The organism is Streptomyces sp. NPDC004838 (assembly GCF_053600955.1).
The window spans coordinates 72612-97779 of sequence record NZ_JBSGAW010000006.1; the positions used below are offsets into that span (position 1 = coordinate 72612).

Below are 25168 nucleotides of genomic sequence, written 5' to 3' on the forward strand. Positions count from 1 at the left end.
GGCGGGGGTGCCGTGCGGTCAGCCGTAGACGCGGACGACGGTCTCGGCGACGCAGGCCGGCTTGTCGGAGCCCTCGATCTCGATGGTCACCTTGTTCACGATCTGGCGGCCGCCGCCGGGGACCTCCTCGGCGGAGACCACGTCCACCGAGGCGCGGACCTTCGAGCCGACGCGTACCGGGTTCATGAAACGCACCTTGTTGAGGCCGTAGTTGACGCCCATCTTCACGCCCTCGATGCGGTACACGCCCTGGGTGAGGACGGGGATCAGGGAGAGCGTGAGGTAGCCGTGGGCGATGGTCGCGCCGAACGGGCCGTCGGCGGCGCGCGCGGGGTCGACGTGGATCCACTGGTGGTCGCCGGTGGCCTCGGCGAAGGTGTCGATGCGGTCCTGCGTCACGGCGACCCAGTCGCTGACGCCGACGTGGGCGCCGGCCGCCGCGGCGAACTCTTCGGGGGAGGAAAAGACCTTGGTCATCTCGTATCGTCCAGTTCTCGGAGAAGGGGGATTCGGCGCGAGGTGTCGGCGGGAGGCGTTTCCGGGCGCGCGGCGGTGCGGGAACTGCCGGTACGGGAACTGCCGGGGCGGGAACTGCCGGTACGGGCCTCGTCGACCGCCCGGAACATCCCGGAAGCCGTGGTCGCCGCAGCGGTCATCCCAGCGTCTCCGCCGTGCCGAGCAGCGCCGTCGCCTGGCTGGACAGGACGCCGCCGTTGCCGTTGACGAGCGCGACCCTGGTGTCCGCCCGCTGGCGTTCGCCGCACTCGCCCCGGAGCTGTCGCACGGCCTCGATGATGAGGAAGATCCCGTACATGCCCGGATGGCAGTACGACAGCCCGCCGCCGTTGGTGTTGACGGGCAGTTCGCCACCCGGCGCGATCCGCCCGCCGGAGACGAAGGCGCCGCCCTCCCCCTTGGCGCAGAAGCCCAGGTCCTCCAGGAAGAGCAGCGTGTTGATGGTGAAGGCGTCGTAGAGCTGGACGACGTCCACGTCGGAGTGCTTCAGTCCCGCCATCTCGAAGGCTCGCCGCCCCGATTCGGCGGCGGCGGTCGTCGTCAGATCGGGCATCTGGGAGATCGAGCGGTGCCAGGTCGCCTCGCCGCCGCCCAGGAGGTACGCGGGCGTCACGCCAAGGTCCCGTGCGCGCTCGGCACTGGTGAGGATGACGGCGCCGCCGCCGTCGGTGACCAGGCAGCAGTCCTTGCTGGTCAGCGGGTAGCTGATCATCTGTGAGGAGAGTACGTCGTCGACGGTGAGCGGCCCTCGTCCGTAGGTGAACGCCTTCGGGTTGAGCTGGGCCCAGTCGCGGGCGGCGACCGCCACTTCGGCGAGCTGCTCGCGTGTGGTCCCGTACTCGTGCATGTGCCGAGAGGCGGCGAGCGCGTACATCGAGACCGGGTAGCGGGGCCGGTACGCCTCCTCCCAGGGCAGCAGCTTGGTCGGGGAGACCAGGCGGCCCCCGTCGGAGCGCTGAGTCGAGCCGTACGCGATCAGGGCGGTCGTGCACAGCCCCGCTTCGATGGCCATGGCCGCGTGCAGCAGGTGCGAGACGAACGAGCTGCCGCCGATGTTGGTGGAGTCGGCGTAGCGGGGGCGGATGCCCAGGTACTCGGCGACGTCCAGGGTGGGGAACGGCAGATAGGAGGAGGCGCAGAAGAAGCCGTCGATGTCGGACTTGCGCAGCCCGGCGTCCCGGAGCGCGCGGACGGTGGCCTGTCCCATCAGGTCGAAGTGGGTGAGGCCGGGGGCGACCTTTCCGAGGTCGGATTCGGCGACGCCGACGACGGCGACCCTGCCGCGCAGACCGGTGTTCACGCGCGTACCTCCAGCGGGCGGAAGACGGCGAGCGGGGCGCCGTCCTCGGTGATCACGGCGAGGGCGACCCGTTCGCCGATCCGGACGTCCTGCGGGCTCACGCCCTCGACGCGGCTCATCATGCGGAAGCCCTCGTCGAGGTCGATGAGCGCCACGTTGTAGGGGTCGGCGTCCCGCTGGTGCAGGACGGTCGTCGCGTAGACGGTGCCGAGTCCCGCGCTCACCCGCCATTCGAGGGACTCCGAACCGCAGTGCGGGCAGAGGACTCGCGGGTAGAAGACGGCGCGTCCGCAGTCGGAGCAGTGCTGGAACCGGAGTTCTCCGGCGGCCAGCCCCTCCGTGTAGCCGTGGGCGGGGGCGGTCATCGGCGGCCTCCGGTGTCCGGGCGGCCTCCGGTGTCCGGGCGGGCGGCGGTGTCCAGGGGGAGCGGGTGCGCGGGCAGTGCCTCGGCGAGGGCGTACTCGTCCCCGGGGCGTTCGGCGACGGGCGGGGTCCCGGTGAGGGGCATGGTCACTTCGCCCCCTTCTCCCGGGCGTCCTTCAGCAGGGCCCGGCCGATGATCAGCTGCTGGATCTCGCTGGTGCCCTCGTAGATCCGGAACAGCCGGGCGTCGCGGAAGCAGCGCTCGACGACCGTGCCGCGCATGTAGCCCATGCCGCCGTGGATCTGTACGGCGAGGTCGGCGGCCTTGGAGACCATCTCGGAGCAGTACAGCTTGGTGGCCGAGGGGCGGATCCTGCGGTCCTCGCCGGAGTCGTACTGCCGCGCCGCGTCCAGGACCATGGCGCGCCCTGCGAGCACCCCGGTCTGGATCTCGGCGAGCATCGCCTGCACGAGCTGGAACTCCCCGATGGGCCGTCCGCCCTGCTTGCTGGCGGCGGCGTACGCGACGGACTCCTCCAGGATGCGCTCGGCCATGCCGACGCACAGTGCGGCGATATGGATCCGGCCGCGGATCAGGGACTTCATCGCGGCGCCGAAGCCCGCGCCTTCCCGGCCGCCGACCAGGGCGGACTCCGGGACCCGGACGTCGTCGAAGGCGACCTCGGCGGTCCAGGCGCCCGCCTGGCCCATCTTGTGGTCCTTGGGGCCGACCGTGACCCCGGGCAGGTCCGCCTCGACGAGGAAGACGGAGATGCCCTTGGTGCCATGGCTCTCCTGGCCGGTGCGGGCGAAGACCACGAACAGGTCGGCGAGCGGGGCGTTGGTGATGAACCGCTTCGAACCGCTGATCACATACGCGTCGCCGTCGCGCACCGCCCGGGTGGTGAGGCCGGAGGGGTCGGAACCGGCCTCGGCCTCGGTCAGCGCGAAGGAGGCGACGGCGCCCTCGGCGAGCCGGGGCAGCCAGTGCTTCTGCTGCTCCTCGGTGCCCGCGTTCACGAGCACCTTGCCGGCGATGCCGTTGTTGGTGCCGAACATGGACCGGAAGGCGGGAGTGGTGTAACCGAACTCGAAGGCCAGTCGCACGTCCTCGTACAGCGTCGCGCCGAGGCCGCCGTGCTCCTCGGGGAGGGCGTAGCCGAAGAGGCCCATTTCGACGGTCTTGCGCCGGATGTCGTCCGGTATGGCGTCGGTCTCCTCGATCTCCTCCTCGCGCGGCACGACGTCCTCGCGTACGAGGCGGCGGACCGCGTCCCGTACCGCCTTGAAGTCAGCGGCGTCCATGTCTGGTGTCCCTTCTGCGGGTGAAGCGGGTGCTGCGGCTGCCGGGGCGGACCGGTGCGGCCCGTCCCGGCGTCGTAACCGGGTCAGTCGTAGCCGGGTCAGTCGTAACCGGATCAGAGGAGTTCGAGGATCGTGGCGTTGGCCATGCCGCCGCCCTCGCACATCGACTGGAGGCCGAACCTGATGCCCTGGTCCTTCATGTGGTGGACGAGGGTGGTCATCAGGCGGGCGCCCGAGCCTCCGAGCGGGTGCCCGAGGGCCATGGCGCCGCCGTTGGGGTTGAGCAGTCCGTAGTCGGCGCCCGTCTGGCGCTGCCAGGCGAGGGAGACCGAGGCGAACGCCTCGTTGATCTCGAAGGCGCCGATGTCGCCGAGGCTGAGGCCGGAGCGCTCCAGTGCCTTGGCGGTGGCCGGGATCGGGCCCTTGAGCATGGTGATCGGGTCGACGCCTGTCACCACGCCGGTGTGGAAGCGGGCGAGCGGGGACCAGCCGTTGCGCTCGGCGATCTCGCTCGTGGTGATCAGCAGCGCCGCCGAGCCGTCGGAGATCTGCGAGGCGTTGCCGGCGGAGACGACCCCGCCCTCCTTGAACGGCGTCTTGAGGCCGCCGAGCGCCTCCAGGGTGCCGCCGCGCCGGACTCCTTCGTCGGTGTCGAAGACCCGCTTGACGCCTTCGGCGTCCGTGACGGTGACGGGGGTGATCTGGCCGGTGAACCGGCCCTCGTCGATGGCCCGTGCGGCGCGGGCGTGGGAGTCGAGGGCGTGCTGGTCGAGTTCCTCGCGGGTCAGCCCGAACTCCTCGGCGATCATCTCGGCGCCGACGCCCTGGTTGAACCGGTAGTGGTTGTAGCGTTCGCCGACGAGGGGGCCGTACGGTTCGCCGAAGCGGCCGTCGGCGCGGGTGGAGCCCATCGGGACCCGGGACATCGACTCGACACCGCCGGCGACGACGATGTCGTAGTGGCCCGCGACGACTCCGGCGGCGGCTTGGTGCACGGCTTGCTGCGACGAGCCGCACTGGCGGTCGACGGTCAGTCCGGGTACGTGCTCCGGCCAGCCGGCGGCGAGCACGGAGTACCGGCCGATGGAGCCCGCCTGCTCCCCGACCTGGGAGACGCAGCCCCAGATGACGTCGTCGACGGTGCCCGGGTCGAGCTGGGTGCGCTCCGCGAGGGCCTTGAGGACGTGGGCGGACAGGTCGGTGGGGTGGATGCCGGACAGGGCGCCGCCCGGCTTCCCCTTGCCGACCGGGGTGCGTACGGCATCGACGATGACTGCGTCACGCATCGTGAACTCCTGCTGTGAGAGGGGGTGTCCAGTGCTGTGGCCGGAGAGGTCAGCGGGTGCGGGTCTCTCCGGTCGCGGCGCTAGCGGGGGGCCATGCGGATCGAGCCGTCGAGGCGGATCGTCTCGCCGTTGAGCATGGGGTTGGCGATGATGGCCTCGGCGAGCTGCGCGTACTCGGCGGGAAGTCCGAGCCGGCTCGGGTGCGGTACCTGAGCGCCGAGGGAGTCGCGGGCCTCCTGCGGAAGGCGGCCGAGCAGCGGGGTCTCGAAGAGGCCGGGCGCGATGGTCATGACGCGGATCTGCGAGGACGCCAGGTCGCGGGCGATCGGCAGGGTCATGCCGACGATCCCGCCCTTGGAGGCGGAGTACGAGCACTGGCCGATCTGGCCGTCGTAGGCGGCCACGGAGGCGGTGTTCACGATGACGCCGCGGTCGCCGTCCAGCGGTTCGTTGCCGGTCATGGCCGCCGCGGCGAGGCGGATGACGTTGAAGGTGCCGACGAGGTTGACCTCGACGACCTTGCGGAAGCGGTCGAGGTCGTATGGGCCGTCCTTGCCGACGGTGCGGCCCGCGCCGCCGATGCCGGCGCAGTTGACGGTGACCCGCAGGGGGGCGAGCGCGGTGGCCGCCGCGACGGCGGTGGTGACATCGCTCTCGCTGGTGACGTCGCCGGGGACGAACACGGCGCCCATCTCCTTGGCGACGGCCTCGCCGTCGGAGGAGGGCAGGTCGAAGACGACGACCTTGGCGCTGGCGGCGGCGAGCCGTTCGGCGGTGGCACGGCCGAGGCCGGAGGCGCCTCCGGTGACGAGGGCGGAGGAGGTGCTGTCGATGCGCATGAGTGTCCTTCGCGGAGTTGGGGGGTCGGGGGGGCGCGCTTAGGTCGTTTCCGGTGGATCAGGCTGGGTCAGGGAGCGGGGTCTGGTGCCGTGGATCGCAAGGCGGAGGAGGGAGTCCATGCGGTGGGGGTACCTCCCGGGCCGCCAGGCCCAGGGTGGGGGCACCTCCCGGGCCGCCAGACCCAGGGGGAGCGGTGCCAGGGCACGCGAGCCCAGCGAGATCCATCAGAAGCGGCCTAGAGTCCGAGGTCCTTGGCGATGATCGTCTTCATCACCTCGCTGGTGCCGCCGTAGATGCGGGTGACGCGGGTGTCGGCGTACAGGCGGGCGATCGGGTACTCGGTGACGTAGCCGTACCCGCCGTGCAGTTGCAGGCACTTGTCGATGACGCGGCCCGCGGCCTCGGTGCAGAAGAGCTTCGCCTTGGCGGCGTCGGCGGACGTCAGCTCGCCGGTGGCGTGCAGTTCCAGGGCGCGGTCGGCGAACAGGCGGGCGGCCTCCGCCTCGGTGGCGCACTCGGCGAGCACGAACTTGGTGTTCTGGAAGGCCGCGACCGGCTTGCCGAAGACCGTACGGTCGGTGACGTACTGCGTGGCGAACCGCAGCGCGGCCTCGGCCGCCGCCGCACCGCCCAGGGCGATGGCGAGGCGCTCCTGGGCCAGGTTGTGGGACAGGTACGAGAAGCCCTTGCCCTCCTCGCCGAGGAGGTTCTCGACGGGTACCCGCACGTCCACGAAGGACAGTTCGGCGGTGTCGGACGCCTTCATGCCGATCTTCTGCAGCTTGCGGCCGACCGAGAAGCCCTCGGACGCGGTCTCGACGCACAGGATGGACAGCCCCGCGCGGCGGTCCTCGGGGTCGAAGGGCGTGGTCCGCGCGACGACCAGGATGAGGTCGGCGAGGGCGCCGCCGGTGATGAAGGTCTTCGCGCCGTTGAGGATGTAGTGCTTGCCGTCCCCGGAGAGCTCGGCGCGGGTCTGGATGCTGGCGAGGTCGGAGCCTGTGCCGGGTTCGGTCATCGCGATGGCCGTCATCAGGTCGCCGGTCACGAAGCCGGGCAGCCAGCGCTTCTTCTGCTCCTCGGTGGCGTAGGCCATGAGGTAGGGCAGGATCAGGTTGGCATGGACGGAGAAGCTGCCGAAGCCGACGCCCGCCCGGGCGGTCTCCTCCATGACGACGGCCTGGTACTTGAACCCCTCGCCGGCGCCCCCGTACTCCTCCGGTACCTCGATGCCGAGAACGCCCAGCTCGCCGAGCCTGCGGTAGAAGTCGCGCGGAGGGTGCCCCGCCTCCTCCCACTCGTGGTGGACGGGGACGACCTCCTTCTCGATGAAGTCCCGCAGCGTCTGACGGAACGCTTCGTGATCCTCGTTGAACACCGTACGGCGCACGGCAACCTCTTCTCACGCTGGCTGTCTGCTCGTCTCCGCGAAGCCGGTGTGGCCGACATCGCAGACGGACTAATCGAACGCTCGTTAAGCTATGCCTTCAGTGCGGGCCCTGTCCAGGTGACCTGCTTCACGCGGACCATCGGCGCACCCTCTGGGACGCCCGCCGACGTCCGCCCCCGAGAGGATCCAGCCCCATGACCGGACGCACCGGCCTCGCCGGACGCACCCTCCTCATGTCCGGCGGCAGCCGTGGCATCGGCCTGGCCATCGCCCTGCGGGCCGCCCGCGACGGGGCGAACGTCGCACTGCTCGCCAAGACCGACACGCCCGACGCCCGCCTGCCCGGCACGGTGCACACCGCCGCGGCCCAGATCGAGGAAGCGGGCGGCAAGGCGCTGCCGATCGTCGGCGACGTACGCGAGGAGGAAGACGTCCAGCGGGCCGTGCAGGCCGCTGTAGAGCGGTTCGGCGGGATCGACGTGGTCGTCAACAACGCCTCGGCGATCACCTTGCAGAATCCGGGTGAACTGCCCCTCAAGCGCTACGACCTGATGATGGACGTCAACGTGCGCGGCACCTTCCTGATGACCTCGCTGGCGCTGCCGTATCTGCGCGCCTCCGGCCATGCGCAGGTACTGACGCTCTCGCCGCCTCTCAACCCCGACGCCCGCTGGCTGCGCGAGCACGCCCCGTACACCGTGAGCAAGTACGGGATGACCATGCTGACCCTGGGCGTCGCCGAACAGCACCGGGCGGACGGACGGCTCTCCGCCAACTGCCTCTGGCCCCGGACCACGATCGTCACGGCCGCCACCACGAACCTGCGGGGCGCGGCCGAGGCCGCGCGGGTCAGCCGCACCCCGCGGATCATGGCCGACGCGGCCCATGCGGTCCTCAGCCGCCCTGCGGGACACACCACGGGTCAGTGCCTGATCGACGAGGACGTGCTGCGCGGCGAGGGGGTCACCGACTTCGACGGCTACCGCGCCGACCCGGCCGGCACCGAGCCGCTGCGCGAGGACATCTTCCTCTGAGCGGCCCGCCGACGGCGAGAGGCCCGAGGGCCGCCCGGGATCTCCAGGGATCTCCGGGCGGCCCTCGGGCCTCCAGCGCTCTCATGGCCCCGTCCCTCGGCGTGTCAGGACGCGCGGGCCTCGGTGTGTCAGAACGCGCGCCGCCCTGAGTCGGACCGGACCGGACCGCCGGCCGTGTCTGCCCGTCCGACGATCGTGGGGAAGGCCCACAGGGCGGCGGCGCGGTGACACGCGCCGCTCCCGACCCCGGCCGCGACCGGCCCCTTCAGGCAGGCGTCGACCCCGCCGACCGCCGCCTCCCCCGGCCCCGGCGATGCACCGCTCGCTCTCCGGGAGCCCGGAGCGCGGCGCTCAGCGTTCCCCGCGCCGGGGTTCCCCGCGCCGGGCCGGAGGGTCCACCCCGAACACCGGCAGCCCGTCGGGGGCTATCTCCCGGACGCTCACCGCCGCCCCGTACGGCACCGCCCCCGGCGGCGCGCCCACGACGGTGGCGCGCATCCGGACGCCCTCGCCGAGGTCCACGACGCTGACCATGCGGTGCCGGTGGCCGTCGCGCCGTACTTCCACCGTGCAGACCGTGCCCCGGCCCTCGCTGCGCACCCAGCGCAGTTCGGTGGAGCCGCACGCCGGACAGAGCAGGGAGGCGCGCAGCACGACGGTCGAGCACCAGGCGCAGCGCTGGAAACGGAGTTCGGCGACCCGCGTCGGGTGGCCGGTGGACTCCTCTCGCCGGACGGTTCGCACGTACATGGGGAAGCGGCTTTCTCAGTCGCCGGCCGGGGCCGGGAGGTGGTTGCGGCGCAGTTCGGTCTTCAGGATCTTTCCGGCCGCCGAGACGGGCAGGGCCCCCATGAACCGGATCTCGCGCACCCGCTGGTAGGGCGCGACGTGTTCGCCGACGTACTCCATCAGCTCGGCGGCGAGTGCGGGCCCGGGTTCGCGGCCTTCGCGCACGACGACGTACGCGACGGGAATCTCGCCGGCCTCGGCGTGCGCTACGCCGATCACCGATGCCTGCGCCACAGCCGGGTGCCGGTGGAGGAGGTCCTCCAACGGCGTCGGGTACACGTTGTACCCCTTGTAGATCAGCATGTCCTTCGCCCGGCCGACGAGGAAGAGCCAGCCGTCCTCGTCGAGACGGCCGAGGTCGCCCGTGCGCAGCCAGCCGCCTTGGTACTGCTCGGCGGTCAGCTCGGGGTGGCCCTGGTAGCCGTCGGTGATCTGCGGGCCGCGCGCCCACACCTCGCCCGTCTCGCCCACGGGCACGGCGGGACCGCCGTCCAGACGGCGGATCTCGATCTCGGTGTCGAACACGGGCGCGCCGACGCTGCCGAGGGGGATCACGCCGCCGCGTTCCATGGGATGGGTGGTGAGCGCCATGGTCGCCTCGGTCAGTCCGTAGCCCTCGATGACGCAGGCGTTGGGGAACAGGGCGTGCAGTCGGCGCAGGGTGTGGGAGTCGATGGGGGCCGCGCCGGAGTTGACGACGCGTACGGAGCTCAGGTCCGCCTCCTCGATGCCGGGCAGGGCGAGCAGCGCGTGGAAGAGGGACGGCGAACCGGGTACGGAGGTGACGCGGTGCCGCTCGACGGCGCGAACGTACCGTTCGGCGTCGAACCGTCCGAAGACGATCACGGTCGTCCCCAGCAGGGTGCTCAGGTTCTGGCTGACCAGGCCCATGGCGTGGAACATGGGTGCGAGGGCGACGGTGACGGAGCCGTCGACGGGGAAGGTGTGCGGGGTCTGCGCCGCCGCCACCGGCTCCAGGTAGACACCGCCCTCGGCGTCGACGCGCGGGAGCGCGCCGCCGCGCCAGCACGCCATCTGGAGGGAGTTCGCCACCACGTTGCGGTGCAGTACGCGGACGGCCTTCGACCGGCCGGTGGTGCCTCCGGTGAACGAGAGGTGCGCGACGTCGTCGCCCGTGACGGCCGTGGCGGCGGCCCGTGGGCCGGCGAGCAGGTCCTCCAGTCGTACGCCGCCGCGTCCCGCCTGCTCGGGGGCGGGCGCCATCGCCGTGGCGGGCACCTCGACCACCAGCCGCAGACCGGGCACGCCCGCACTCTCCAGCGCGGCGCGGGTCGTGGGGTGGGTGAACGCGGCGACGGCCGCCGCCTCGGTGAGCTGCTCGCGCAGCGCCGCCGGGGGCAGAGCGGGGTTGACGGGCGTGACGGCGGCGCCCGCGAGGAGCACGCCGTAGTACGTGACGGTGAACCAGGCCGAGTTGGGCTGGTGCAGCGCCACGGCGTCGCCCTTGCGCACACCGCGTTCGCGCAGTCCCCGTGCGACGCGCAGGGCGTGGTCGTACAGTTCGGCGAAGGTGAGGGTGAGGTCGCCGTCACGCAGCGCCGTCCGGTCGGCGTGCCGGCGCGCGGCCCCGGCGAGGAGGTCGCCCACGGTGCGGTCGGGGTAGTCGAGCCGGTCCGGCATGCCCGCCGGAAGATAGTGCTTCACCCGATGATCCCCTTTTCGCGCATAGCGGTGATGTGCTGGTCGTCGAAGCCCGCCGCGTTCAGTATCTCGTCGGTGTGCGCGCCGACGCGCGGAGCCGGCGCGGGGGCTCCCGCGGCGGTCACGCTGAACCGGGGGGCGGCCGCGGGCTCATGGCCGCCGTGCGGACCGGGCCGGTGGGTGCCGCGGGCGATGTTGTGCGGGTGCTCGGCGGCTTCGGTGAGCGAGAGGACCGGGGTGACGCACGCGCCCCGACCCGCGAACTCGGCCGCCCATGCGTCGCGGGGGCGGCTTGCGAAGATCTCCGTGAGGCGCTCTCGCATCGCCGGCCAGGCCGCGCGGTCGCGCTGCCTGGCGAAGTCGGGGTCGTCGCTCAGGCCGAGGACGTCCAGCAGTGAGGCGTAGAACTGCGGTTCCAGTGCGCCGAGGGCGACATGACCGCCGTCGGAGCAGCGGTAGACGCCGTAGAAGGGGGCGCCGCCGTCCAGCAGGTTCACTCCGGGCCGGTCCTGCCACTGGCCCTGCGCGAGGAACCCGTACGTCATGGCGAGCAGCAGCGCGGTGCCGTCGGTCATCGCGGCGTCGACGACCTGCCCCTGTCCGGTGGCGCGGGCGTGCAGCAGGGCGCTGACGAGGCCGAGGGCGAGCAGCATCCCGCCGCCGCCGAAGTCGCCGACCAGGTTCAGGGGCACCACGGGGTCGCCGCCGGAGGGACCGATGGCGTGCAGCGCTCCCGCCAGGGCGATGTAGTTGATGTCGTGACCGGGCTCCTGGGCGAGCGGCCCGTCCTGGCCCCAGCCGGTCATCCGTCCGTACACCAGGGCGGGGCGGGCGGCGAGGCAGACGTCGGGGCCGAGGCCGAGGCGTTCGACGGCACCGGGCCTGAACCCCTCGATGACGGCGTCCGCGCCGCCGATCAGCCTCCGTACGACCTCGACCCCCTCGGGGTGCTTGAGGTCGACCGTGACGGAACGCCTGCCGCGGTGCAGCACGGGGAACCTGGCGGGGCCGCCGGCCTCCGCGGGGCGGTCGACGCGGATGACCTCGGCGCCCAGATCGGCGAGCAGCATGCCGCAGAACGGGCCGGGCCCGAGCCCGCCCAGTTCGACGACGCGAACCCCGGCGAGCGGTCCGGCGCTCACCGCCCGGTCCAGCGCGGGGCGCGCTTCTCGGCGAAGGCGCGGGGGCCTTCGGCGGCGTCCTCGGAGGCGAAGACGGGTGCGGTGATCTCCCGCATGCGCGCCCACTCCTCGTCGGCGCTCCAGGCGGCGGATTCGGTGAGGATCCGCTTGGTGGCGCGTACGGCGAGGGGACCGTTGGCGGCGATGGTGCGGGCCAGTTCCAGTGCGCCGTCCAGTGCCCCGCCCGCCGCGGTCAGCCGGTTGACGAGTCCGAAGGCGTGGGCGCGCTGGGCGTCGAGGAAATCGCCGGTGAGAGCGATCTCCATGGCGATCTGCGGGGGGATGCGGCGGGGCAGCCGCAGCAGTCCGCCGGCGGCCGCGACGAGCCCCCGCTTCACCTCGGGGATGCCGAACCGCGCGTCGTCGGCGGCGACGACCATGTCGCAGGCCAGGACGATCTCACAGCCGCCGGCCAGGGCGTACCCCTCGACGGCCGCGATCAACGGCTTCCGCGGCGGCGCCTCCGTGATCCCGGCGAGCCCGCGCCCCTCGATCACGGGCCGCTCCCCCGCCAGGAACGCCTTGAGGTCCATACCGGAGCAGAACGTCCCGCCGGCCCCGGTGATGACGCCGGCGACCTGCTCCTCTCTGCGGTCGAGTTCGTCGAGCGCCGCGGCGACGCCCTCGGCGACCGCCCGGTTGACCGCGTTGCGGGCCTCGGGTCGGTTGATGGTGATGACGGTGATTCCGTCATCACGGAACTCGGTGAGTACTGCGTCGGCCATGGGGGCTCCCGGCTCTGGATCACGGACTGCGACGTGCACGAGGTCGGCCTCGGTTTCCGGGTGACGCGGACACCCGGAAGCCTGGTCGAACATTCGTTAAGTTACGAGGCTCGTGCCGGTGTGTCCACCCCCTGTGATCCACCCCGCACCCTTTCACCTGCCGGAAGGGTGGCCATACGGGCCCGCGGGCAGCTCCCGCCGCCGGAAGACGAACGCCCCCCGACACGCTGGATCAGCGATAACAGATTTCTGTTGTCATTGAATACAGCCCCTGTTATCGTCGATCGCATGGATACGAGGTCATCGATAATCGAGGCGGCTGCGGAACTGCTCGCCCGCTCCCCCAGCGGTGACGTGTCGACCCGCGCGATCAGCGAGGCCGCCGGTGTCCAGCAGCCCGTGCTGTACCGACTCTTCGGCGACAAGAACGGGCTGCTCAATGCCACGGTCGACTACGTCTGGGATCAGTACCTGAGCACCAAGAGGGCCGCCGGGGAGTCCGAGGACCCGTTGCGGGATCTGCGGGCGGGATGGGACAGCCACACCGCGTTCGCGCTGGCGCATCCCAACGCCTACAAGCTGATGTTCTCCTCGGCGCCGGGTTCGGCTCCCGAGGCGGCGGAGGAGGCGATGCGCATCCTCCGCCAGGTCCTCGACCGGCTCGCCAGGCAGGGGCGTCTGCGCGTCGCACCGGACGCGGCGGCGCGCATGGTCATGTCGGCGAACACCGGCGTCGCCCTCGCCCTGATCACGCGTCCCACGCTGTACCCCGACATGGACGTCTCCGTCATGGTCCGCGACGCGATCCACCGGGCCATCCTCCTCGACCCGGCGGCGGACACCGCGGTGCGTGACGCACGGCGGGCAGCCGCCACCACGCTGCTGTCGTCCATGGACGAGTTCACTCCCGAGCCCTTCACACCCGCCGAGTCCGCGCTGCTCCAACAGTGGCTGGCCCAGATCCCGGGATCCGGTGCGCAGAGCTGACCCGGCCGACCCACGCCGTCGAAGTCCGCACAACCCTCCCTCCTGAGTCCATACCGTCCGCACCGCCGCGGCCCACAGGGGTCGCGACGCCGGACGAACACGCCCGCAGCCGGGCGCACGCACCCTCCCACGCCCCGTTCGACAACACCGAAGGACACATCATGAGCAACGACACGACCCGAGTCGCCCTCGTCACCGGCGGCTCCGGCGGGATCGGCCGTGCGGTCTCGGAGCGCCTGGCCGCGGACGGCATGGCCGTCGGCGTGCACTACGGGGGCAACAAGGCCAGGGCCGACGAAACGGTCGCCGCCATCACCTCGGCCGGAGGCAGAGCCGTGGCGGTGGGCGGCGACATCGCCGACGAGCACGCCATGTCCGCCGCCTTCGACGCGGTGGAGCGGGAGTTCGGCGGCGTCGACGTCGTCGTCAACACCGCCGGCATCATGATCCTTACACCTGTCGCGACGCTGGACCTCGACGACCTCGACCGTATGCACCGCACCAACATCCGCGGCACCTTCGTGGTCTCCCAGCAGGCGGCCCGGCGCGTACGCGGCGGTGGCGCGATCATCAACTTCTCCACCTCCGTCACCCGGCTCCGGCCCCCGACCTACGCCGCGTACGCGGCGAGCAAGGGAGCGGTCGAGGCCATGACGCTCGTACTGGCCCGCGAGCTGCGGGGCAAGGACATCACCGTCAACGCCGTGGCCCCGGGACCGACCGCCACGCCGCTCTTCCTCGACGGCAAGGACGAAGCCACGATCGACAACCTGGCCAAGGCGGCGCCGCTCGAACGCCTGGGCGCACCGCAGGACATCGCCGAGGCCGTGGCGTTCCTCGCCGGACCGGCCCGGTGGGTCAACGGTCAGATCCTGTACGCCAACGGCGGCATCGCCTGACCGCCGCGCGCGCAAGCGCCGTCGTCGCCACGGCGGCGGCCCGAGCCCGTTCCTCCAGAAACCAGGAGACAGTGACCATGAGCAGAATCGTCCTCATCACCGGCGCCTCCAGCGGTTTCGGCGCTCTCACCGCTCGCGCCCTCGCGGACGCCGGGCATGTCGTGTACGCCGGGATGCGCCAGACCACCACCCGCAACGCACCCCAGGCCGAAGCCGCCGCCGCGTACAGCGATGAGCGCGGCGTCGACCTGCGCTCCGTCGAACTCGACGTCACCTCTCAGGAATCCGTCGACACCGCGGTCGGCCTGATCCTCAAGGAGCACGGCCGTATCGACGTCCTCATCCACAATGCCGGTCATCTGGTCGCCGGGCCCACCGAGGCGTTCACTCCTGAGCAGCTCGCCGCCCAGTACGACGTGAACACGCTGTCGACGCAGCGTGTCAACCGCGCCGCTCTGCCCAGCATGCGTCACGCGGGCCGGGGTCTGGTGATCTGGGTCTCCAGCACCAGTGTCTACGGCGGCACCCCGCCCTACCTGGCGCCGTACTTCGCCGCCAAGGCCGCGATGGACTCCCTCGCCGTCAGCTACGCGGCCGAACTGGCCCGTTGGGGAGTGGAGACCTCCATCGTGGTGCCCGGGGCGTTCACGAGCGGCACCAACCACTTCGCCAACGCGGGGCATCCGCTGGACCACGAGGTCGCGGCGGAGTACGAGGCCAAGTACGCCGGTCTGGTCGGTCAGGTGGGCGAGAAGCTCGCGGCGCTCTCCCCCGAAGGCGCCGAGGCGTCCCTCGTCGCCGACGAGATCGCCCGTATCGTCGCGCTTCCCGACGGACAGCGCCCCCACCGGGTCACCATCGACCCGATCGACGACGGATCCGAAGAGGTCTCGGACGTCGCCGACCGGGTCCGAAGCGAGTTCCTCACCCGCGTGGGCCTCGCCGACCTTCTCACGCTGAACCCGGTGAACCAGGTGAACCAGGTGAACCAGGTGAACGGCTGACGCGGCCTGAACCCCACGTGGGGCGACCGGGAATCTCCCGGTCGCCCCACGTCTTTCCTCGCCCGCTCCTCAGCGCGCCGCGCACGCGGCCCGCCCTCACGGGTGGCTGGAGACCATCCTGTCCGCCAGATCTTCGGGCCTGATGAAGGAGGGCGGGGGCGGCGGACCCCACTGGAAGAGCCCGCGGGCTCCTTCGAGCTCCTCAGGAGTCCACAACGCGTCTTCGGGGATGCAGTCCATGTCGCTGTGGTACTCGGCGAAGTTGCCGGCCGGGTCCTTCAGGTACCAGAAGAAGTTACTGCCGGCGTAGTGGCGGCCGAGCCCCCACACATGGCGGCCGGGGTCCGTCTCCAGCATGCTCATCGCACCGCGGCCGACCTCGTCGACGTCGTCGACCTGCCAGCTGGTGTGGTGCAGAAAGGGCACGGGGGCTCGCTGGACCAGCAGGTTGTGATGGTCGGTGGAGCACCGCAGGAACACTCCGACGTCCTTGACGATGTCGCTGACCTTGAACTCCAGCCCTTCGGTGAAGAACCGGCGCGTGGTGTCGAAGTCCGTGGTGCCCAGGACGAAGTGGCCCAGCCGGCGCGGCCGGACCGGGTCGGGACGCAGCAGGGCGGGAGAGCGCTGAGCTGTGCGGGGCGTGCGGCCGGGTCCGTTGTACACGGGAGCCGGTACGGGCGGCTGCACCAGGCGGGAGCGGACGACCACACGGACGACGACGCCGGTGGCCGGCTCCACCGCCACGCACTCGGTCTCCGCCCCGGTGCCGGTCGTGGTGACCGGCGCCGGGAGGTCCAGACGCCGCAGGGCGCTCGTGACGCGTGCCAGGTCGTCGGGATCGTCGGCGGCGAACGTGGCCTCCATCAGCCGGCGCCGGGGGCTGTGCACCAGGCGGAGCTGGTCGCCGCCGTCGGTGGTCCCGAAGACGAGGGCGCCGTGTTCGGCACCGGGGGTGGTCGTGGTGCGGCTTCGGTGGAGGCCGAAGTCCTCGTAGAAGACGGCCGCGGCGGCGACGTCGGGCACTCCGAGGGTCAGCTGCTCAATCCTGTGGAGTGGCACGGGTTCCTCCTCTGCGGGTGGTCGTGCGGGACGGGGCGGTGCCGGTCGGTGCTCATGCTCGGCCGCTTCCCAGGACCGCGGTGCCGGGCTCGCGGTCCCGGTCGGCGGGGGCGGGCCGCACGGCGGCGGTCTGGCCGAGGAGGTCGTCGGCGAGCGCTGCCAGACCGGCCAGGTCCCCGCCGCCGAAGACATAGAAGTCCGGCCTGTTGACGACGACCTCGATGCCCCGGGTGCGGAAGTACTCGGCGTAGGTTCCGTCGACGTCGACGATGTCGGTGGTGCTCGGTGTGCCGGAGCCGCTGTCCGGGCCGGAGGCGGCGGGGCGCACCGTGAAGAAATGACAGCCGAGGCTTTCCAGAGCGGCGGTGCGCCGGGGTCCGAGTGCGGTGCGCGGGTCGCCGGCGATGCTGACGACGGTGAAGCCGGTGGTGGGCAGCAGGCGGTCGAACAGGTCGGTCCGGTCGCCGATCCGGACGCGCCCTTGGAGCCCGAGTTCCCCGGCGGGTCCCGCCGGGCCGCCGTCGGGTCCGCGGTGCAGGACTCCATGGACGAGTTGCGGAAAGTCCGGCATGGGCGGGCGGAAGCCGGCGCGGAACATCTCGTCGCGTTTGCGGGCCTCTTCCGGGTCGATGATGCAGGGGATCTTGCCGCTCTCCAGGGAGATGACCGTCCAGTCCCTGACATGGGGGTCGCGCTCGACCTGGTAGGTGTCGAGCAGCGTCTCACCGGCCGCGCCGGAGAGCACCAGATCGAGTTTCCAGGCGAGGTTGCGGGCGTCCCGCATGCCCGAGCACATGCCCTGGCCCATGAAGGGCGGCATGGTGTGGGCGGCGTCACCGGCCAGGAAGACACGGCCGGAGCGCCAGCGGTGGGCGATGCGTGCTTCGAAGGTGTAGACGAGCTGCCGGACCGGTTCGACGTCGTCCTCGGTGACGTCGAACGGCGCGAGAAGTTCCCATGCCTTGTCGGGTCCGAGGAAGTCCTCGGGGTTCTCGTCCGGCCGCAGATGCCACTCCCACCGTCGGTGGTCCTTGCCCAGCGGGAGTACGGTCGTCGGCCGGCGCGGGTCGCAGACCTGGCCGGAGTCGAAGGCCAGCGAGAACGGGCGTTTGATCCGGGCGTCGACGACCAGCCACTTCTCGTTGAAACCCAGATCGTCCCGGTCGATGCCCAGCAGTCGGCGGGTCCGGCTGCCGGCTCCGTCGCAGGCGACGACGTACCGGCCGCGGAACCGGCGCTGCTCACCGGTGAGGACGGGCCGTGGCTCACCCGGAGCCGTGCGGGTGCGTTCCACGGTCAGTTCGACGTGGTCGTCGTGCTGGACGAGGTCCACGACCTCCCAGCTCGGCATGTGCGCGACGGTCTGGGACCGGAGCACCCGGTCGAGCAGGCTGCGTTCCAGGATGGCGGAGTTCTGCATGTAGTCGGAGTGCCAGCCGGAGATGCCCTCCTCGCCCCAGGGGAACTCCAGCAGGGTCTCGCCCTCGGCGTTGATCCAGGTGTAGCTCGTCGTCGCGTAGGCGTCCTCCAGGGTGGGGCCTTCGGCGCCCAGTTGCTGGAGCATCCGCATGATCTCGTGATCGATGTGGCCGACCCGGGGCAGGCCGTACAGGTGCGGCTGCCGGTCGAAGACGACGGCGTCGCGGCCGAGCATCGCCCAGGTCGCGCCCAGCGTCAGGCCCACGGAGCCGCCGCCGACGATCAGAAGGTCGTGAATCCTGTCGCCGTCCGCTGTGGCGGAGGCATCGTTGCGGGATCGCGGTTTGGTGGGCATCAGGCTCCTCCGGTGAAGGTCTGCCGGAGGTCGCCCAGGCCGGCGACACGGCTGTGCAGGGTCTGCCCCGGCCGCAGGTAGAGCGGCGGGGTCCGGCCCGCGCCGACTCCGGCGGGCGTACCGGTGAAGATCAGGTCGCCGGGGTGGAGGGTCACGATGGACGAGAGGTAGGCGATCAGCTCCCGCACCGGGAAGATCATCTGGCTGGTGCGTCCCTTCTGGAGCACCACGCCGTCGACCTCGCAGCTCAGCGCCAGATCGTCGGGGTCGTCGAGTTCGTCCGCCGTGACCAGGAACGGGCCGGTCGGCGAGAATCCGGGGAAGGACTTGGCAAGACTGAACTGCGGAGCGGGGCCGGCGTGCTGGGAGGTGCGTTCGGAGAGGTCCTGGCCGACGGTGAGTCCGGCGACGTAGGACCAGCTCTCGTCCGCGGAGACATTCCGGGCCTCGCGCCCGATGACGGCGACCAGTTCCACCTCCCAGTCGACGGTGTCCGTGGGCAGCTCCACGGTGCTCACCGGCCCGGTGAGCGAGGACTGGTACTTGGTGAAGATCAGTGGCGTGGCCGGGCGCACGAAGCCGGATTCACGGGCGTGCTCGTCGTAGTTCAGTCCGACGGCGAACACCTGCCGGGGGGCCGGAACGGGCGGTCCCAGGTCTTCCGGCCGGAACGGGAGCACCTCGGCGCCCTCGAGCTCGGCCGTCGCGATCCAGCGGGACAGTTCGTCCCAGCGCTCGAGGGCCTGCTGCGGGTCGGGTCCGAAGCGCCCTTCGCTGAGCCGCTCGATGTCGACCAGGCCGTCGCCGTGGACGAGGGACAGCCGTCCGCCTAGATTCGCCAACCGCATGGGAAGCCTTTCGGAGAAGGAACGCGGGAAGTGCCGGTGGGCCGCACGACAGGGGCGTCACACCGGCGTGACGCGAGTCTCCGGCCTGACCACCGCCCCGCACATCCGACGGCTGACGCTCAGCGCACGCGCGGACCCGGCCTCATCGGCCGACCTGCCGGGCAACCGCGGACAGGACATTTGCCCTATGCGAAAGGGGGGCACATGGGGCACGCTTCGATCGTGTCCCTCGAGAACATGGGTCTTGCGGTACTCGTCGAACTGGTGGAGAGCGCCGTCGACGGAATCGCCGTGCTCGGCCCGGACGGAGAGCACTTTCAGCACGTCAACGAGGCGGGCTGCCACATTCTGGGCCGTGGGCTCCAGGAGCTGTGCGCCCTGCCCGCCGCCGACTTCCCACTCCCCGTCGTCGATGCCGAACCCGGTGTCATGGCTGTCGTGGCCCTCGGGGACCGGGAGATCGAGTACATGCCGGCGCTGGTACGGGCGGCGGCCAGCGTCGTTCGTATCGTCCGGTTCCGCGATGTGACCGACGCCCGGCGCCAGGAGCGGCGGCTCAAGGCGTTCAGCCGGACTTCCGCGAGCATCGCCTTCGCCGAGTCGCTCACCACCGGCCTCGACTCCCTGGCGCGGGACGTGCGGCATGCGTCCGGTATGGAGGCGTGCACGTTTCTGATCATGGATGACCAGGGCGAGCTGCGGCAGGTGGGCACGTGCGGTGACTACCCGGGCACCCCGGACTATGTGGACCGTCTCAAGGCATGCCGGGAACTGGGGGCGCCCCTGCTCTCCGCGGAGGTCTTCCGGACCGGCAAGCCCGTCGTGATCGAAGGATGGCGGGACTTCACCCTGGCCGATAAACGTTTCGCACCGCTGCACGCGATCAGCCAGCGGCAGAGCTGGCACACCATCGCCGTACTGCCGCTCATCGTGCGCGACACGATCGTGGGAGTCTTCAACGGCTTCTACCTCAAGGGAACGCACCCCTCCGAATCCGACCTGGCGTTTCTGTCGGCCATCGCCGACCAGGCCGCCGTGGCCGTCGACAACGCGCGGTTGCTGGTCCAGGTCGAGGCGAAGGCCGCCCTGGACGAACGGCACCGTCTGGCCCGTGATCTGCACGACTCGGTCAGCCAGGCGCTGTTCTCCATGACGCTGCGCAGCCGTGCGGTGCAGATGCTGGCCGAACAGGCCGCTCCCCCGATGCCGGAGGTGACGGCGGGCCTCGGCGAACTGCGCGACCTCGTGCAGGGCGCACTGGCGGAGATGCGGGCGCTGATCTTCCAGCTCCGTCCCGAAGCCCTCCATGAAGAGGGACTGGTCTCCGCCGTGCGGCGGAGCGCCGCCGCCATCGAGGCCCGGCACTATCTGCCCGTCGTCGTGGACAGCCCGCAGCTTCCCCTGCCGCTGCTCCCCGAGCAGGAGACCGACCTGTACCGGATGGTCAGCGAGGCGATGATCAACGCGGTGAAACACGCCGAGGCGGGGCAGCTGGACGTCCGTATCCGGTGCGAGGGCACGGATGGGCGGGATCTGCTGATCGAGGTTCACGACGACGGCCGGGGCTTCGACCCGGACATACCGTACCCGGGCCATCTGGGACTGGTCTCCATGTCCGAGCGGATCACCCGCCTGGGCGGCACGTTCACGGTGGACTCCGCCCCCGGCGGGCCGACCACCGTACGGGCCGAGATTCCAGGTGTACTGCGTTCCCCCGACGACGGGGAGAGAGAAGGGACGGCGCGATGAGCGGGCAAGCGGGACCTGAACCGATCAAGGTGCTGGTCGTGGACGACCACGTCGTCGTGCGGCAGGGCATGAAGGCGTTTCTGTCCCTGCAGGCCGATATGGAGGTGGTCGGAGAGGCAGGCGACGCTCAGGCCGCACTCGACTTCCTCGCCACGGCGGCGCTCCGGGACGTCATGCCGAACGTGGTGCTGATGGATCTGGTGATGCCCCGGCTCGACGGGGTGTCCGGCATCCAGGCGATCAAGAAACGCCACCCCGGCGTCGAGGTGGTCGCGATGACGAGCTTCAGCGAGACCGAACGGGTCCGCGCCGCGCTGGCCGCCGGGGCGTCCGGCTATCTGCTCAAGGACGCCGAGGCCGACGAGGTGGCGACCGCGATCCGGGCCGCGACAGTCGGCGAGACCCACCTGGACACGGCCGTGGCACGCAAGATCACACGCGCGCTGACCGGGGTGTCCGAAGGGCTGTCGTCCCTGAGTCAGCGCGAGCGCGAGGTGCTGGTCCTGGTCGCCGACGGCTACAGCAACCGGGACATCGCCGATGCCCTGACGATCAGCGAGCGTACGGCACGCACCCATGTCAGCAGCATCCTGCTGAAGATCGGGGTGACGTCCAGGACGCAGGCGGCGCTCTGGGCCATCCGCCAGGGAATGACGTCGGCGCAGTGAAACGGCCTGGCGTCGGCGCGATGCGCCGACGCCAGGCCGTGCCGCCTCCGGGCTCTCAGCGGGCGATCATCCCGGCCGAGAGGTCCACGTCGGCGCCCGTCATTCCGGGCATCCCCAGCATGGCCACCACCGCGGCGGCCACTTCGTCCTCCTCGACCATCCGGCCCAGGGCGGAACGCGACACGAAAGCCTCCTCCGCGGCGGCGGCGTCACTGCCCGTGCGCTCCGCTTCCAGACGGAAGTTGCGTTCCATGCGCGGTCCCTTCACCGGCCCCGGTGAGAGGCTGTTCACGGACACGCCGTACGGGCCGGCCTCGAAGGCCAGGGTCGCGGTGAGTCCGAGTACGGCGGTCTTCGAGGCGGCGTAGGGCGTGCGGCGGGCCAGCGGTCGCTTACCGGTCACCGAGGCGATGTTGATCACGTCTCCGCGCCCGGCCGCCATCATGGCCGGCAGAAACGCCCGGCAGACGAGGAAGACCCCGCGTACGTTGACGGCGAAGACGTCGTCCCAGTCCTTGGGGTCGATGTCGATCAGCGAGGCCACCGGCCCCGCGACCCCGGCGTTGTTGACCAGCGTGCAGATCGCTTCATCGGCCAGTTCCGCGCGCAGCCGTTCCACGGAGGCCGGATCGGAGGTGTCGCAGACCGCCGTGCGTGCGGCGCCTCCCTTCTCGCCGATCTCCCGTGCCACCCTCTCCAGCTTCTCCGGGGTGCGGCCCGTGAGGATCACCCGTGCCCCGGCACCGGCCAGGGCGAGCGAGATGGCCCGCCCCAGGCCGTTGCCGGCTCCCGTCACCAGGGCCGTCCGCCCTGTGAGCAGGCTCATGCCGACTCGGCCCGGTAGACGTCCGGGGCCCACGGCAGGGCGGCACCCGCGTACTTCGCCGCCCGGACGTCACCGGAGCGGGCGTGGCCCTCGAAGAACTCGACCCGTGCGGCGCGTCCGCACAGCTCCCCCAGCTCCGCGCTGGAGGCGGTGTTCACCACCTCCTGATAGGTGACCGTCTTGAGGTACTTGCCCACCCACAGACCGCCGGTGTAGCGGGCCGCGCCCCGCGTGGGCAGGGTGTGGTTGGTGCCGATGACCTTGTCGCCGTAGGAGACACAGGTGCCCTCGCCCAGGAACAGCGCCCCGTACTGGCGCATCCGCTCCAGCGCCTCCCGGGGCCGCCGGGTGAGGATCTGCACGTGCTCGCTGGCGAAACCGTCGGCGACGGCGTACGCCTCGTCGAGGTCGGCGACCACGAGGACCTGTCCGTGGTCCCGCCATGCGGGACCGGCGTAGTCCCGGGTGGGCATCGTGGGAAGCAGTGCCTCGATGTGCTCGACCGTCTTCCGCGCCACCTGCTCACTGGTGGTGACGAGCACGGCGGGCGAGTCCGGTCCGTGCTCCGCCTGGGAGAGCAGGTCGACCGCGACCACGAAGGGGTCGGCGTGCTCGTCGGCGACCACGAGCGTCTCGGTGGGGCCGGCGAACAGGTCGATGCCCACCTCGCCGAAGAGCTGCCGCTTGGCCTCGGCGACATAGGCGTTGCCGGGTCCTGCCAGCAGATCGACGCGCCCGATGGTCTCGGTGCCGACCGCCATGGCGGCCACCGCCTGCACGCCGCCGAGCAGGTAGATCTCATCGGCGCCCGCCAGGGACATGGCGGCGACGGTGGCGGCGGGGATCTCCCCCTTGATGGGCGGAGTGCAGGCCACCGTGCGTTCCACTCCGGCGACCTTCGCGGTCACGATGGTCATATGGGCGGAGGCGACCAGCGGATACCGTCCGCCGGGTACGTAGGCGCCGGCCGCCCCGACGGGGATGTTGCGCTGGCCGAGGAAGACGCCCGGCATGGTCTCCGTCTCGAAGTCGCGGATGGACTCGCGCTGCGCCTTCGCGAACGCGCGTACGTTGCCCTGCACGGTGCGGATGTCGTCCAGCGTCGTCTCGGGCACGCCCGCGGTGATGCGGCGGATCTCGTCCTCGGAGAGCCGGAACGAGGCGGGAGACCAGTTGTCGAACTTCTCCGAGTAGGCGCGCACCGCGTCGTCGCCCCGGGTGCGGATGTCACTGATGACTCCGGCGACGGTCTCCTTGACGCGGTCGTCGGTGACGCGGGCGCCGCTGGGCGAGGTCGCGGCCTTGATGGTCTGGGGCATGGAAACTCCTTGTGGGTGTACGAGGGTGTGGGGTACGCGCCGGAGGCACGGTGCGGGAGAGCGGGATACCGGCGGCGGTCAGGGCCAGCCGGCGCCGGGCGCCGCGCCGAGGGTGTGGATCCGCCCGCTGCTCACACCGCGGGCGAGGTCGGCCATGGTGGTGGCGGCCGAGCAGAGGAAGAGCGTCCGCCGGTCGGGCCCGCCGAGGGTGCACGCCACGGCGAGCCGTCCGTCCGCGGACACGATGTCCGTCGTGGTCCCGTCGGCGCCGATCCGCCGGAACTCCCCACGCCGCAGCAGGGCCACCCACAGGGCGCCGGTCGCGTCGAGGCAGAGGCCGTCGGGCATGTCGGGCAGCTCGGCGAAGGTGCTCCGTTCCACGAGGTCGCCGTCGGCGGTGACGCGGAAGCGGGAGACACGGCGGGCGGCCGTCTCCGCCACCCAGTACGCGCGGCCGTCCGGGGAGACGGCCGCCCCGTTGGGGAAGACCACGTCACGGGTCACGACCCGGGTCCGGAACTCGCGTGTACGGGGATCCTCGACGGCGAGGATCACCTGACCGGGCCGTGGGTCCTCGCCCGCCATGAGGTCGAAACCGGTGTCGCCGACGAACGCCCGTCCATCGCCGTCGACGACCATGTCGTTGAGCAGACCGCGGGTCAGCCCGCTCAGGTCCGCGGCCAGGGCGAGGTCCTTGCCGTCCCACGTCCACAGACACCGGTCGAGCGCGCCGGCGATCAGCAGACGGCCGTCGGGCAGGAAGCCCAGACCGGCCGGGCGGCCGGGGACCTTCACGACCGTGTGTACGGTGCCGTCGGCGGTCGCGCGCTTGACGGCGTAGTCGTGCACATCGGAGAACCACAGCGCGCCGTCCCTCCACCGGGGCGATTCGGGGTAGACGATGTCTTCGCCGAGCCGGAGCGGAGCCGGGGCGGAGGTCGGCCGGGCGTCGCTCATACCTGGTCCTCCCGGTTCTCGCCGCGCGGTGCCGTCGGCGCGCCGCGGTGGGCGGCCGCGACGCTGCGGGCTGCTTCCAGGACCTCGTCGGGTCCGGAGCCCTTGTCGACGAAGGCGGCGGCTCCGGCCTTCAGGGCCAGTGCTCCGACCCGCTCCCGCGGGGTCAGTGCGAGCACCGCCACCTCGTGCCGGCACAAGGCCGTGACCATATCCAGTCCTCTCGAAATCTCGTCGGCGGAGGACCAGAGATCCACGATGCCGATGTCCGGTGTGTGACGGGCGGCGTGCTCTACGGCCTCGGCGGGATCGGCGACCGCCGCGACCAGCCGGAAGCCGGCCGCCGCGGACAACAGGTCCCTCATCGCCTCCCGCACACGGATGTCGTCGACGACGAGCAGCGCCGTCACGATGCCGTCGGGCATCCGGTTGATCCTCACGGTTGTCCCCCTGGACGCTTCGAACTCGGCACCTCACCCTGTGGGAGGGCCGCTCCGGTCAAGTCCGCGTCGCCCTCGGGGAGATCGTCTTGCCGACGGCCTGAAGGGCGGCTCTCGCGGACAGTGCCGACCGGACATTTGTCGTGCCGGTCATGGGTCTGAACTCGGGCGCTGCGGGCGCGGCTGCCGCGGCCCGCGGCAGCGCCCCGGATGTGTGCCTTCCTGCACCCCGGCACCGGGGCGGCCG

25 protein-coding genes are annotated in these 25168 nt (G+C 71.4%); 6 read left to right on the forward strand and 19 right to left on the reverse strand.

Annotated features, from left to right (window positions below; translation table 11 throughout):
* Window positions 1–18 precede the first annotated feature (18 nt).
* The 8 genes from ACWEFL_RS09165 to ACWEFL_RS09200 all read right to left on the reverse strand — a co-directional run bounded on the left by ACWEFL_RS09165 (window position 19) and on the right by ACWEFL_RS09200 (window position 7000).
* Window positions 19–477: a MaoC family dehydratase gene (locus ACWEFL_RS09165; RefSeq protein ID WP_451709642.1), complete on the reverse strand. Its 459-nt coding sequence runs from the start codon at window positions 475–477 to the stop codon at window positions 19–21.
* A gap of 175 nt (window positions 478–652) precedes the next feature.
* A complete protein-coding gene (locus ACWEFL_RS09170; protein WP_451709645.1) occupies window positions 653–1816 on the reverse strand; it encodes a thiolase in 1164 nt (387 codons plus the stop codon).
* Window positions 1813–2181 carry a Zn-ribbon domain-containing OB-fold protein gene (locus ACWEFL_RS09175; protein WP_451709647.1) on the reverse strand — a complete coding sequence of 123 codons (369 nt, stop codon included), beginning with the start codon at window positions 2179–2181 and terminating at the stop codon, window positions 1813–1815. The genes ACWEFL_RS09170 and ACWEFL_RS09175 overlap by 4 nt, the downstream gene beginning before the upstream one ends.
* Entirely contained in the window at window positions 2178–2330 is a 153-nt protein-coding gene (locus ACWEFL_RS09180) for a hypothetical protein (RefSeq protein ID WP_451709649.1), read from the reverse strand. The genes ACWEFL_RS09175 and ACWEFL_RS09180 overlap by 4 nt, the downstream gene beginning before the upstream one ends.
* Window positions 2327–3484 carry an acyl-CoA dehydrogenase family protein gene (locus tag ACWEFL_RS09185; RefSeq protein ID WP_451709652.1) on the reverse strand — a complete coding sequence of 386 codons (1158 nt, stop codon included), beginning with the start codon at window positions 3482–3484 and terminating at the stop codon, window positions 2327–2329. Before ACWEFL_RS09185 ends, ACWEFL_RS09180 begins: the two co-directional genes overlap by 4 nt.
* A 113-nt stretch (window positions 3485–3597) precedes the next feature.
* Window positions 3598–4770 (reverse strand): thiolase family protein, encoded by a 1173-nt coding sequence (locus ACWEFL_RS09190; RefSeq protein WP_451709654.1) that lies wholly within the window; start codon window positions 4768–4770, stop codon window positions 3598–3600.
* Between the two features lie 80 nt (window positions 4771–4850).
* A complete protein-coding gene (locus ACWEFL_RS09195) occupies window positions 4851–5609 on the reverse strand; it encodes a 3-hydroxyacyl-CoA dehydrogenase (RefSeq protein WP_451709657.1) in 759 nt (252 codons plus the stop codon).
* 236 nt (window positions 5610–5845) lie between these two features.
* Window positions 5846–7000, reverse strand: coding sequence for an acyl-CoA dehydrogenase family protein (locus ACWEFL_RS09200; protein ID WP_451709660.1), 1155 nt, complete (start codon window positions 6998–7000; stop codon window positions 5846–5848).
* Between the two features lie 194 nt (window positions 7001–7194).
* On the opposite strand from ACWEFL_RS09200, the gene ACWEFL_RS09205 reads away from it, so the two are divergent.
* A complete protein-coding gene (locus ACWEFL_RS09205) occupies window positions 7195–8034 on the forward strand; it encodes an SDR family oxidoreductase (RefSeq protein WP_451709662.1) in 840 nt (279 codons plus the stop codon).
* Window positions 8035–8385: 351 nt separating this feature from the next.
* On the opposite strand, the gene ACWEFL_RS09210 is transcribed toward ACWEFL_RS09205, so the two are convergent.
* The 4 genes from ACWEFL_RS09210 to ACWEFL_RS09225 are packed head-to-tail and all read right to left on the reverse strand — an operon-like array spanning window position 8386 to window position 12391.
* Window positions 8386–8784, reverse strand: a complete 399-nt coding sequence (locus tag ACWEFL_RS09210) for a Zn-ribbon domain-containing OB-fold protein (protein ID WP_451709665.1) — start codon at window positions 8782–8784, stop codon at window positions 8386–8388.
* Window positions 8785–8799: 15 nt separating this feature from the next.
* Window positions 8800–10488 carry a class I adenylate-forming enzyme family protein gene (locus ACWEFL_RS09215; protein WP_451709667.1) on the reverse strand — a complete coding sequence of 563 codons (1689 nt, stop codon included), beginning with the start codon at window positions 10486–10488 and terminating at the stop codon, window positions 8800–8802.
* Entirely contained in the window at window positions 10485–11627 is a 1143-nt protein-coding gene (locus ACWEFL_RS09220) for a CaiB/BaiF CoA transferase family protein (RefSeq protein ID WP_451709670.1), read from the reverse strand. The genes ACWEFL_RS09215 and ACWEFL_RS09220 overlap by 4 nt, the downstream gene beginning before the upstream one ends.
* A complete protein-coding gene (locus ACWEFL_RS09225) occupies window positions 11624–12391 on the reverse strand; it encodes a crotonase/enoyl-CoA hydratase family protein (protein WP_451709673.1) in 768 nt (255 codons plus the stop codon). The genes ACWEFL_RS09220 and ACWEFL_RS09225 overlap by 4 nt, the downstream gene beginning before the upstream one ends.
* 288 nt (window positions 12392–12679) lie before the next feature.
* On the opposite strand from ACWEFL_RS09225, the gene ACWEFL_RS09230 reads away from it, so the two are divergent.
* From ACWEFL_RS09230 to ACWEFL_RS09240, 3 genes are all read left to right on the forward strand, one after another.
* Complete coding sequence (locus ACWEFL_RS09230; protein ID WP_451709676.1) at window positions 12680–13378, forward strand: TetR/AcrR family transcriptional regulator; 699 nt, start codon at window positions 12680–12682, stop codon at window positions 13376–13378.
* A gap of 161 nt (window positions 13379–13539) precedes the next feature.
* The gene (locus ACWEFL_RS09235) at window positions 13540–14277 is read left to right on the forward strand and encodes an SDR family oxidoreductase (protein WP_451709678.1); all 738 of its coding nucleotides are present in this window, start codon (window positions 13540–13542) and stop codon (window positions 14275–14277) included.
* Window positions 14278–14354: 77 nt separating this feature from the next.
* Complete coding sequence (locus tag ACWEFL_RS09240) at window positions 14355–15281, forward strand: SDR family oxidoreductase (protein WP_451709681.1); 927 nt, start codon at window positions 14355–14357, stop codon at window positions 15279–15281.
* A 96-nt stretch (window positions 15282–15377) separates the two neighbouring features.
* Here the strand turns inward: ACWEFL_RS09240 and ACWEFL_RS09245 are convergent, their stop codons facing one another.
* Genes ACWEFL_RS09245 through ACWEFL_RS09255 form a run of 3 tightly spaced genes read right to left on the reverse strand, consistent with a single transcriptional unit; the run spans window position 15378 to window position 18965 of the window.
* Window positions 15378–16343, reverse strand: coding sequence for a VOC family protein (locus tag ACWEFL_RS09245; protein ID WP_451709683.1), 966 nt, complete (start codon window positions 16341–16343; stop codon window positions 15378–15380).
* 52 nt (window positions 16344–16395) lie between these two features.
* Window positions 16396–18117: a bifunctional 3-(3-hydroxy-phenyl)propionate/3-hydroxycinnamic acid hydroxylase MhpA gene (gene mhpA / locus ACWEFL_RS09250; RefSeq protein WP_451709686.1), complete on the reverse strand. Its 1722-nt coding sequence runs from the start codon at window positions 18115–18117 to the stop codon at window positions 16396–16398.
* Window positions 18117–18965 (reverse strand): fumarylacetoacetate hydrolase family protein, encoded by an 849-nt coding sequence (locus ACWEFL_RS09255; RefSeq protein WP_451709689.1) that lies wholly within the window; start codon window positions 18963–18965, stop codon window positions 18117–18119. The genes mhpA and ACWEFL_RS09255 overlap by 1 nt, the downstream gene beginning before the upstream one ends.
* Before the next feature lie 204 nt (window positions 18966–19169).
* On the opposite strand from ACWEFL_RS09255, the gene ACWEFL_RS09260 reads away from it, so the two are divergent.
* Window positions 19170–20714: a histidine kinase gene (locus ACWEFL_RS09260; RefSeq protein ID WP_451709690.1), complete on the forward strand. Its 1545-nt coding sequence runs from the start codon at window positions 19170–19172 to the stop codon at window positions 20712–20714.
* Window positions 20711–21382 carry a response regulator gene (locus tag ACWEFL_RS09265; RefSeq protein ID WP_451709692.1) on the forward strand — a complete coding sequence of 224 codons (672 nt, stop codon included), beginning with the start codon at window positions 20711–20713 and terminating at the stop codon, window positions 21380–21382. The genes ACWEFL_RS09260 and ACWEFL_RS09265 overlap by 4 nt, the downstream gene beginning before the upstream one ends.
* Window positions 21383–21437: 55 nt before the next feature.
* Here ACWEFL_RS09265 and ACWEFL_RS09270 read toward each other — a convergent pair whose 3' ends face one another.
* The 4 genes from ACWEFL_RS09270 to ACWEFL_RS09285 form a co-directional block, all read right to left on the reverse strand.
* Entirely contained in the window at window positions 21438–22208 is a 771-nt protein-coding gene (locus ACWEFL_RS09270) for an SDR family NAD(P)-dependent oxidoreductase (RefSeq protein ID WP_451709694.1), read from the reverse strand.
* The gene (gene hisD / locus ACWEFL_RS09275; RefSeq protein WP_451709696.1) at window positions 22205–23527 is read right to left on the reverse strand and encodes a histidinol dehydrogenase; all 1323 of its coding nucleotides are present in this window, start codon (window positions 23525–23527) and stop codon (window positions 22205–22207) included. Before hisD ends, ACWEFL_RS09270 begins: the two co-directional genes overlap by 4 nt.
* A 78-nt stretch (window positions 23528–23605) precedes the next feature.
* Window positions 23606–24484 carry an SMP-30/gluconolactonase/LRE family protein gene (locus tag ACWEFL_RS09280; protein WP_451709699.1) on the reverse strand — a complete coding sequence of 293 codons (879 nt, stop codon included), beginning with the start codon at window positions 24482–24484 and terminating at the stop codon, window positions 23606–23608.
* Window positions 24481–24906 (reverse strand): response regulator, encoded by a 426-nt coding sequence (locus ACWEFL_RS09285; RefSeq protein ID WP_451709702.1) that lies wholly within the window; start codon window positions 24904–24906, stop codon window positions 24481–24483. The genes ACWEFL_RS09280 and ACWEFL_RS09285 overlap by 4 nt, the downstream gene beginning before the upstream one ends.
* Window positions 24907–25168: the final 262 nt, after the last annotated feature.

Coding starts and splice junctions, on each gene's coding strand:
- ACWEFL_RS09210 (WP_451709665.1), bottom strand. CDS start 8,784: ATGTACGTGCGAACCGTCCGGCGAGAGGAGTCCACCGGCCACCCGACG.
- ACWEFL_RS09230 (WP_451709676.1), top strand. CDS start 12,680: ATGGATACGAGGTCATCGATAATCGAGGCGGCTGCGGAACTGCTCGCC.
- ACWEFL_RS09205 (WP_451709662.1), top strand. CDS start 7,195: ATGACCGGACGCACCGGCCTCGCCGGACGCACCCTCCTCATGTCCGGC.
- ACWEFL_RS09260 (WP_451709690.1), top strand. CDS start 19,170: ATGGGGCACGCTTCGATCGTGTCCCTCGAGAACATGGGTCTTGCGGTA.
- ACWEFL_RS09265 (WP_451709692.1), top strand. CDS start 20,711: ATGAGCGGGCAAGCGGGACCTGAACCGATCAAGGTGCTGGTCGTGGAC.
- ACWEFL_RS09165 (WP_451709642.1), bottom strand. CDS start 477: ATGACCAAGGTCTTTTCCTCCCCCGAAGAGTTCGCCGCGGCGGCCGGC.
- ACWEFL_RS09235 (WP_451709678.1), top strand. CDS start 13,540: ATGAGCAACGACACGACCCGAGTCGCCCTCGTCACCGGCGGCTCCGGC.
- ACWEFL_RS09225 (WP_451709673.1), bottom strand. CDS start 12,391: ATGGCCGACGCAGTACTCACCGAGTTCCGTGATGACGGAATCACCGTC.
- ACWEFL_RS09190 (WP_451709654.1), bottom strand. CDS start 4,770: ATGCGTGACGCAGTCATCGTCGATGCCGTACGCACCCCGGTCGGCAAG.
- ACWEFL_RS09255 (WP_451709689.1), bottom strand. CDS start 18,965: ATGCGGTTGGCGAATCTAGGCGGACGGCTGTCCCTCGTCCACGGCGAC.
- ACWEFL_RS09240 (WP_451709681.1), top strand. CDS start 14,355: ATGAGCAGAATCGTCCTCATCACCGGCGCCTCCAGCGGTTTCGGCGCT.
- ACWEFL_RS09175 (WP_451709647.1), bottom strand. CDS start 2,181: ATGACCGCCCCCGCCCACGGCTACACGGAGGGGCTGGCCGCCGGAGAA.
- mhpA (WP_451709686.1), bottom strand. CDS start 18,117: ATGCCCACCAAACCGCGATCCCGCAACGATGCCTCCGCCACAGCGGAC.
- ACWEFL_RS09195 (WP_451709657.1), bottom strand. CDS start 5,609: ATGCGCATCGACAGCACCTCCTCCGCCCTCGTCACCGGAGGCGCCTCC.
- ACWEFL_RS09270 (WP_451709694.1), bottom strand. CDS start 22,208: ATGAGCCTGCTCACAGGGCGGACGGCCCTGGTGACGGGAGCCGGCAAC.
- ACWEFL_RS09280 (WP_451709699.1), bottom strand. CDS start 24,484: ATGAGCGACGCCCGGCCGACCTCCGCCCCGGCTCCGCTCCGGCTCGGC.
- ACWEFL_RS09285 (WP_451709702.1), bottom strand. CDS start 24,906: ATGCCCGACGGCATCGTGACGGCGCTGCTCGTCGTCGACGACATCCGT.
- ACWEFL_RS09185 (WP_451709652.1), bottom strand. CDS start 3,484: ATGGACGCCGCTGACTTCAAGGCGGTACGGGACGCGGTCCGCCGCCTC.
- hisD (WP_451709696.1), bottom strand. CDS start 23,527: ATGCCCCAGACCATCAAGGCCGCGACCTCGCCCAGCGGCGCCCGCGTC.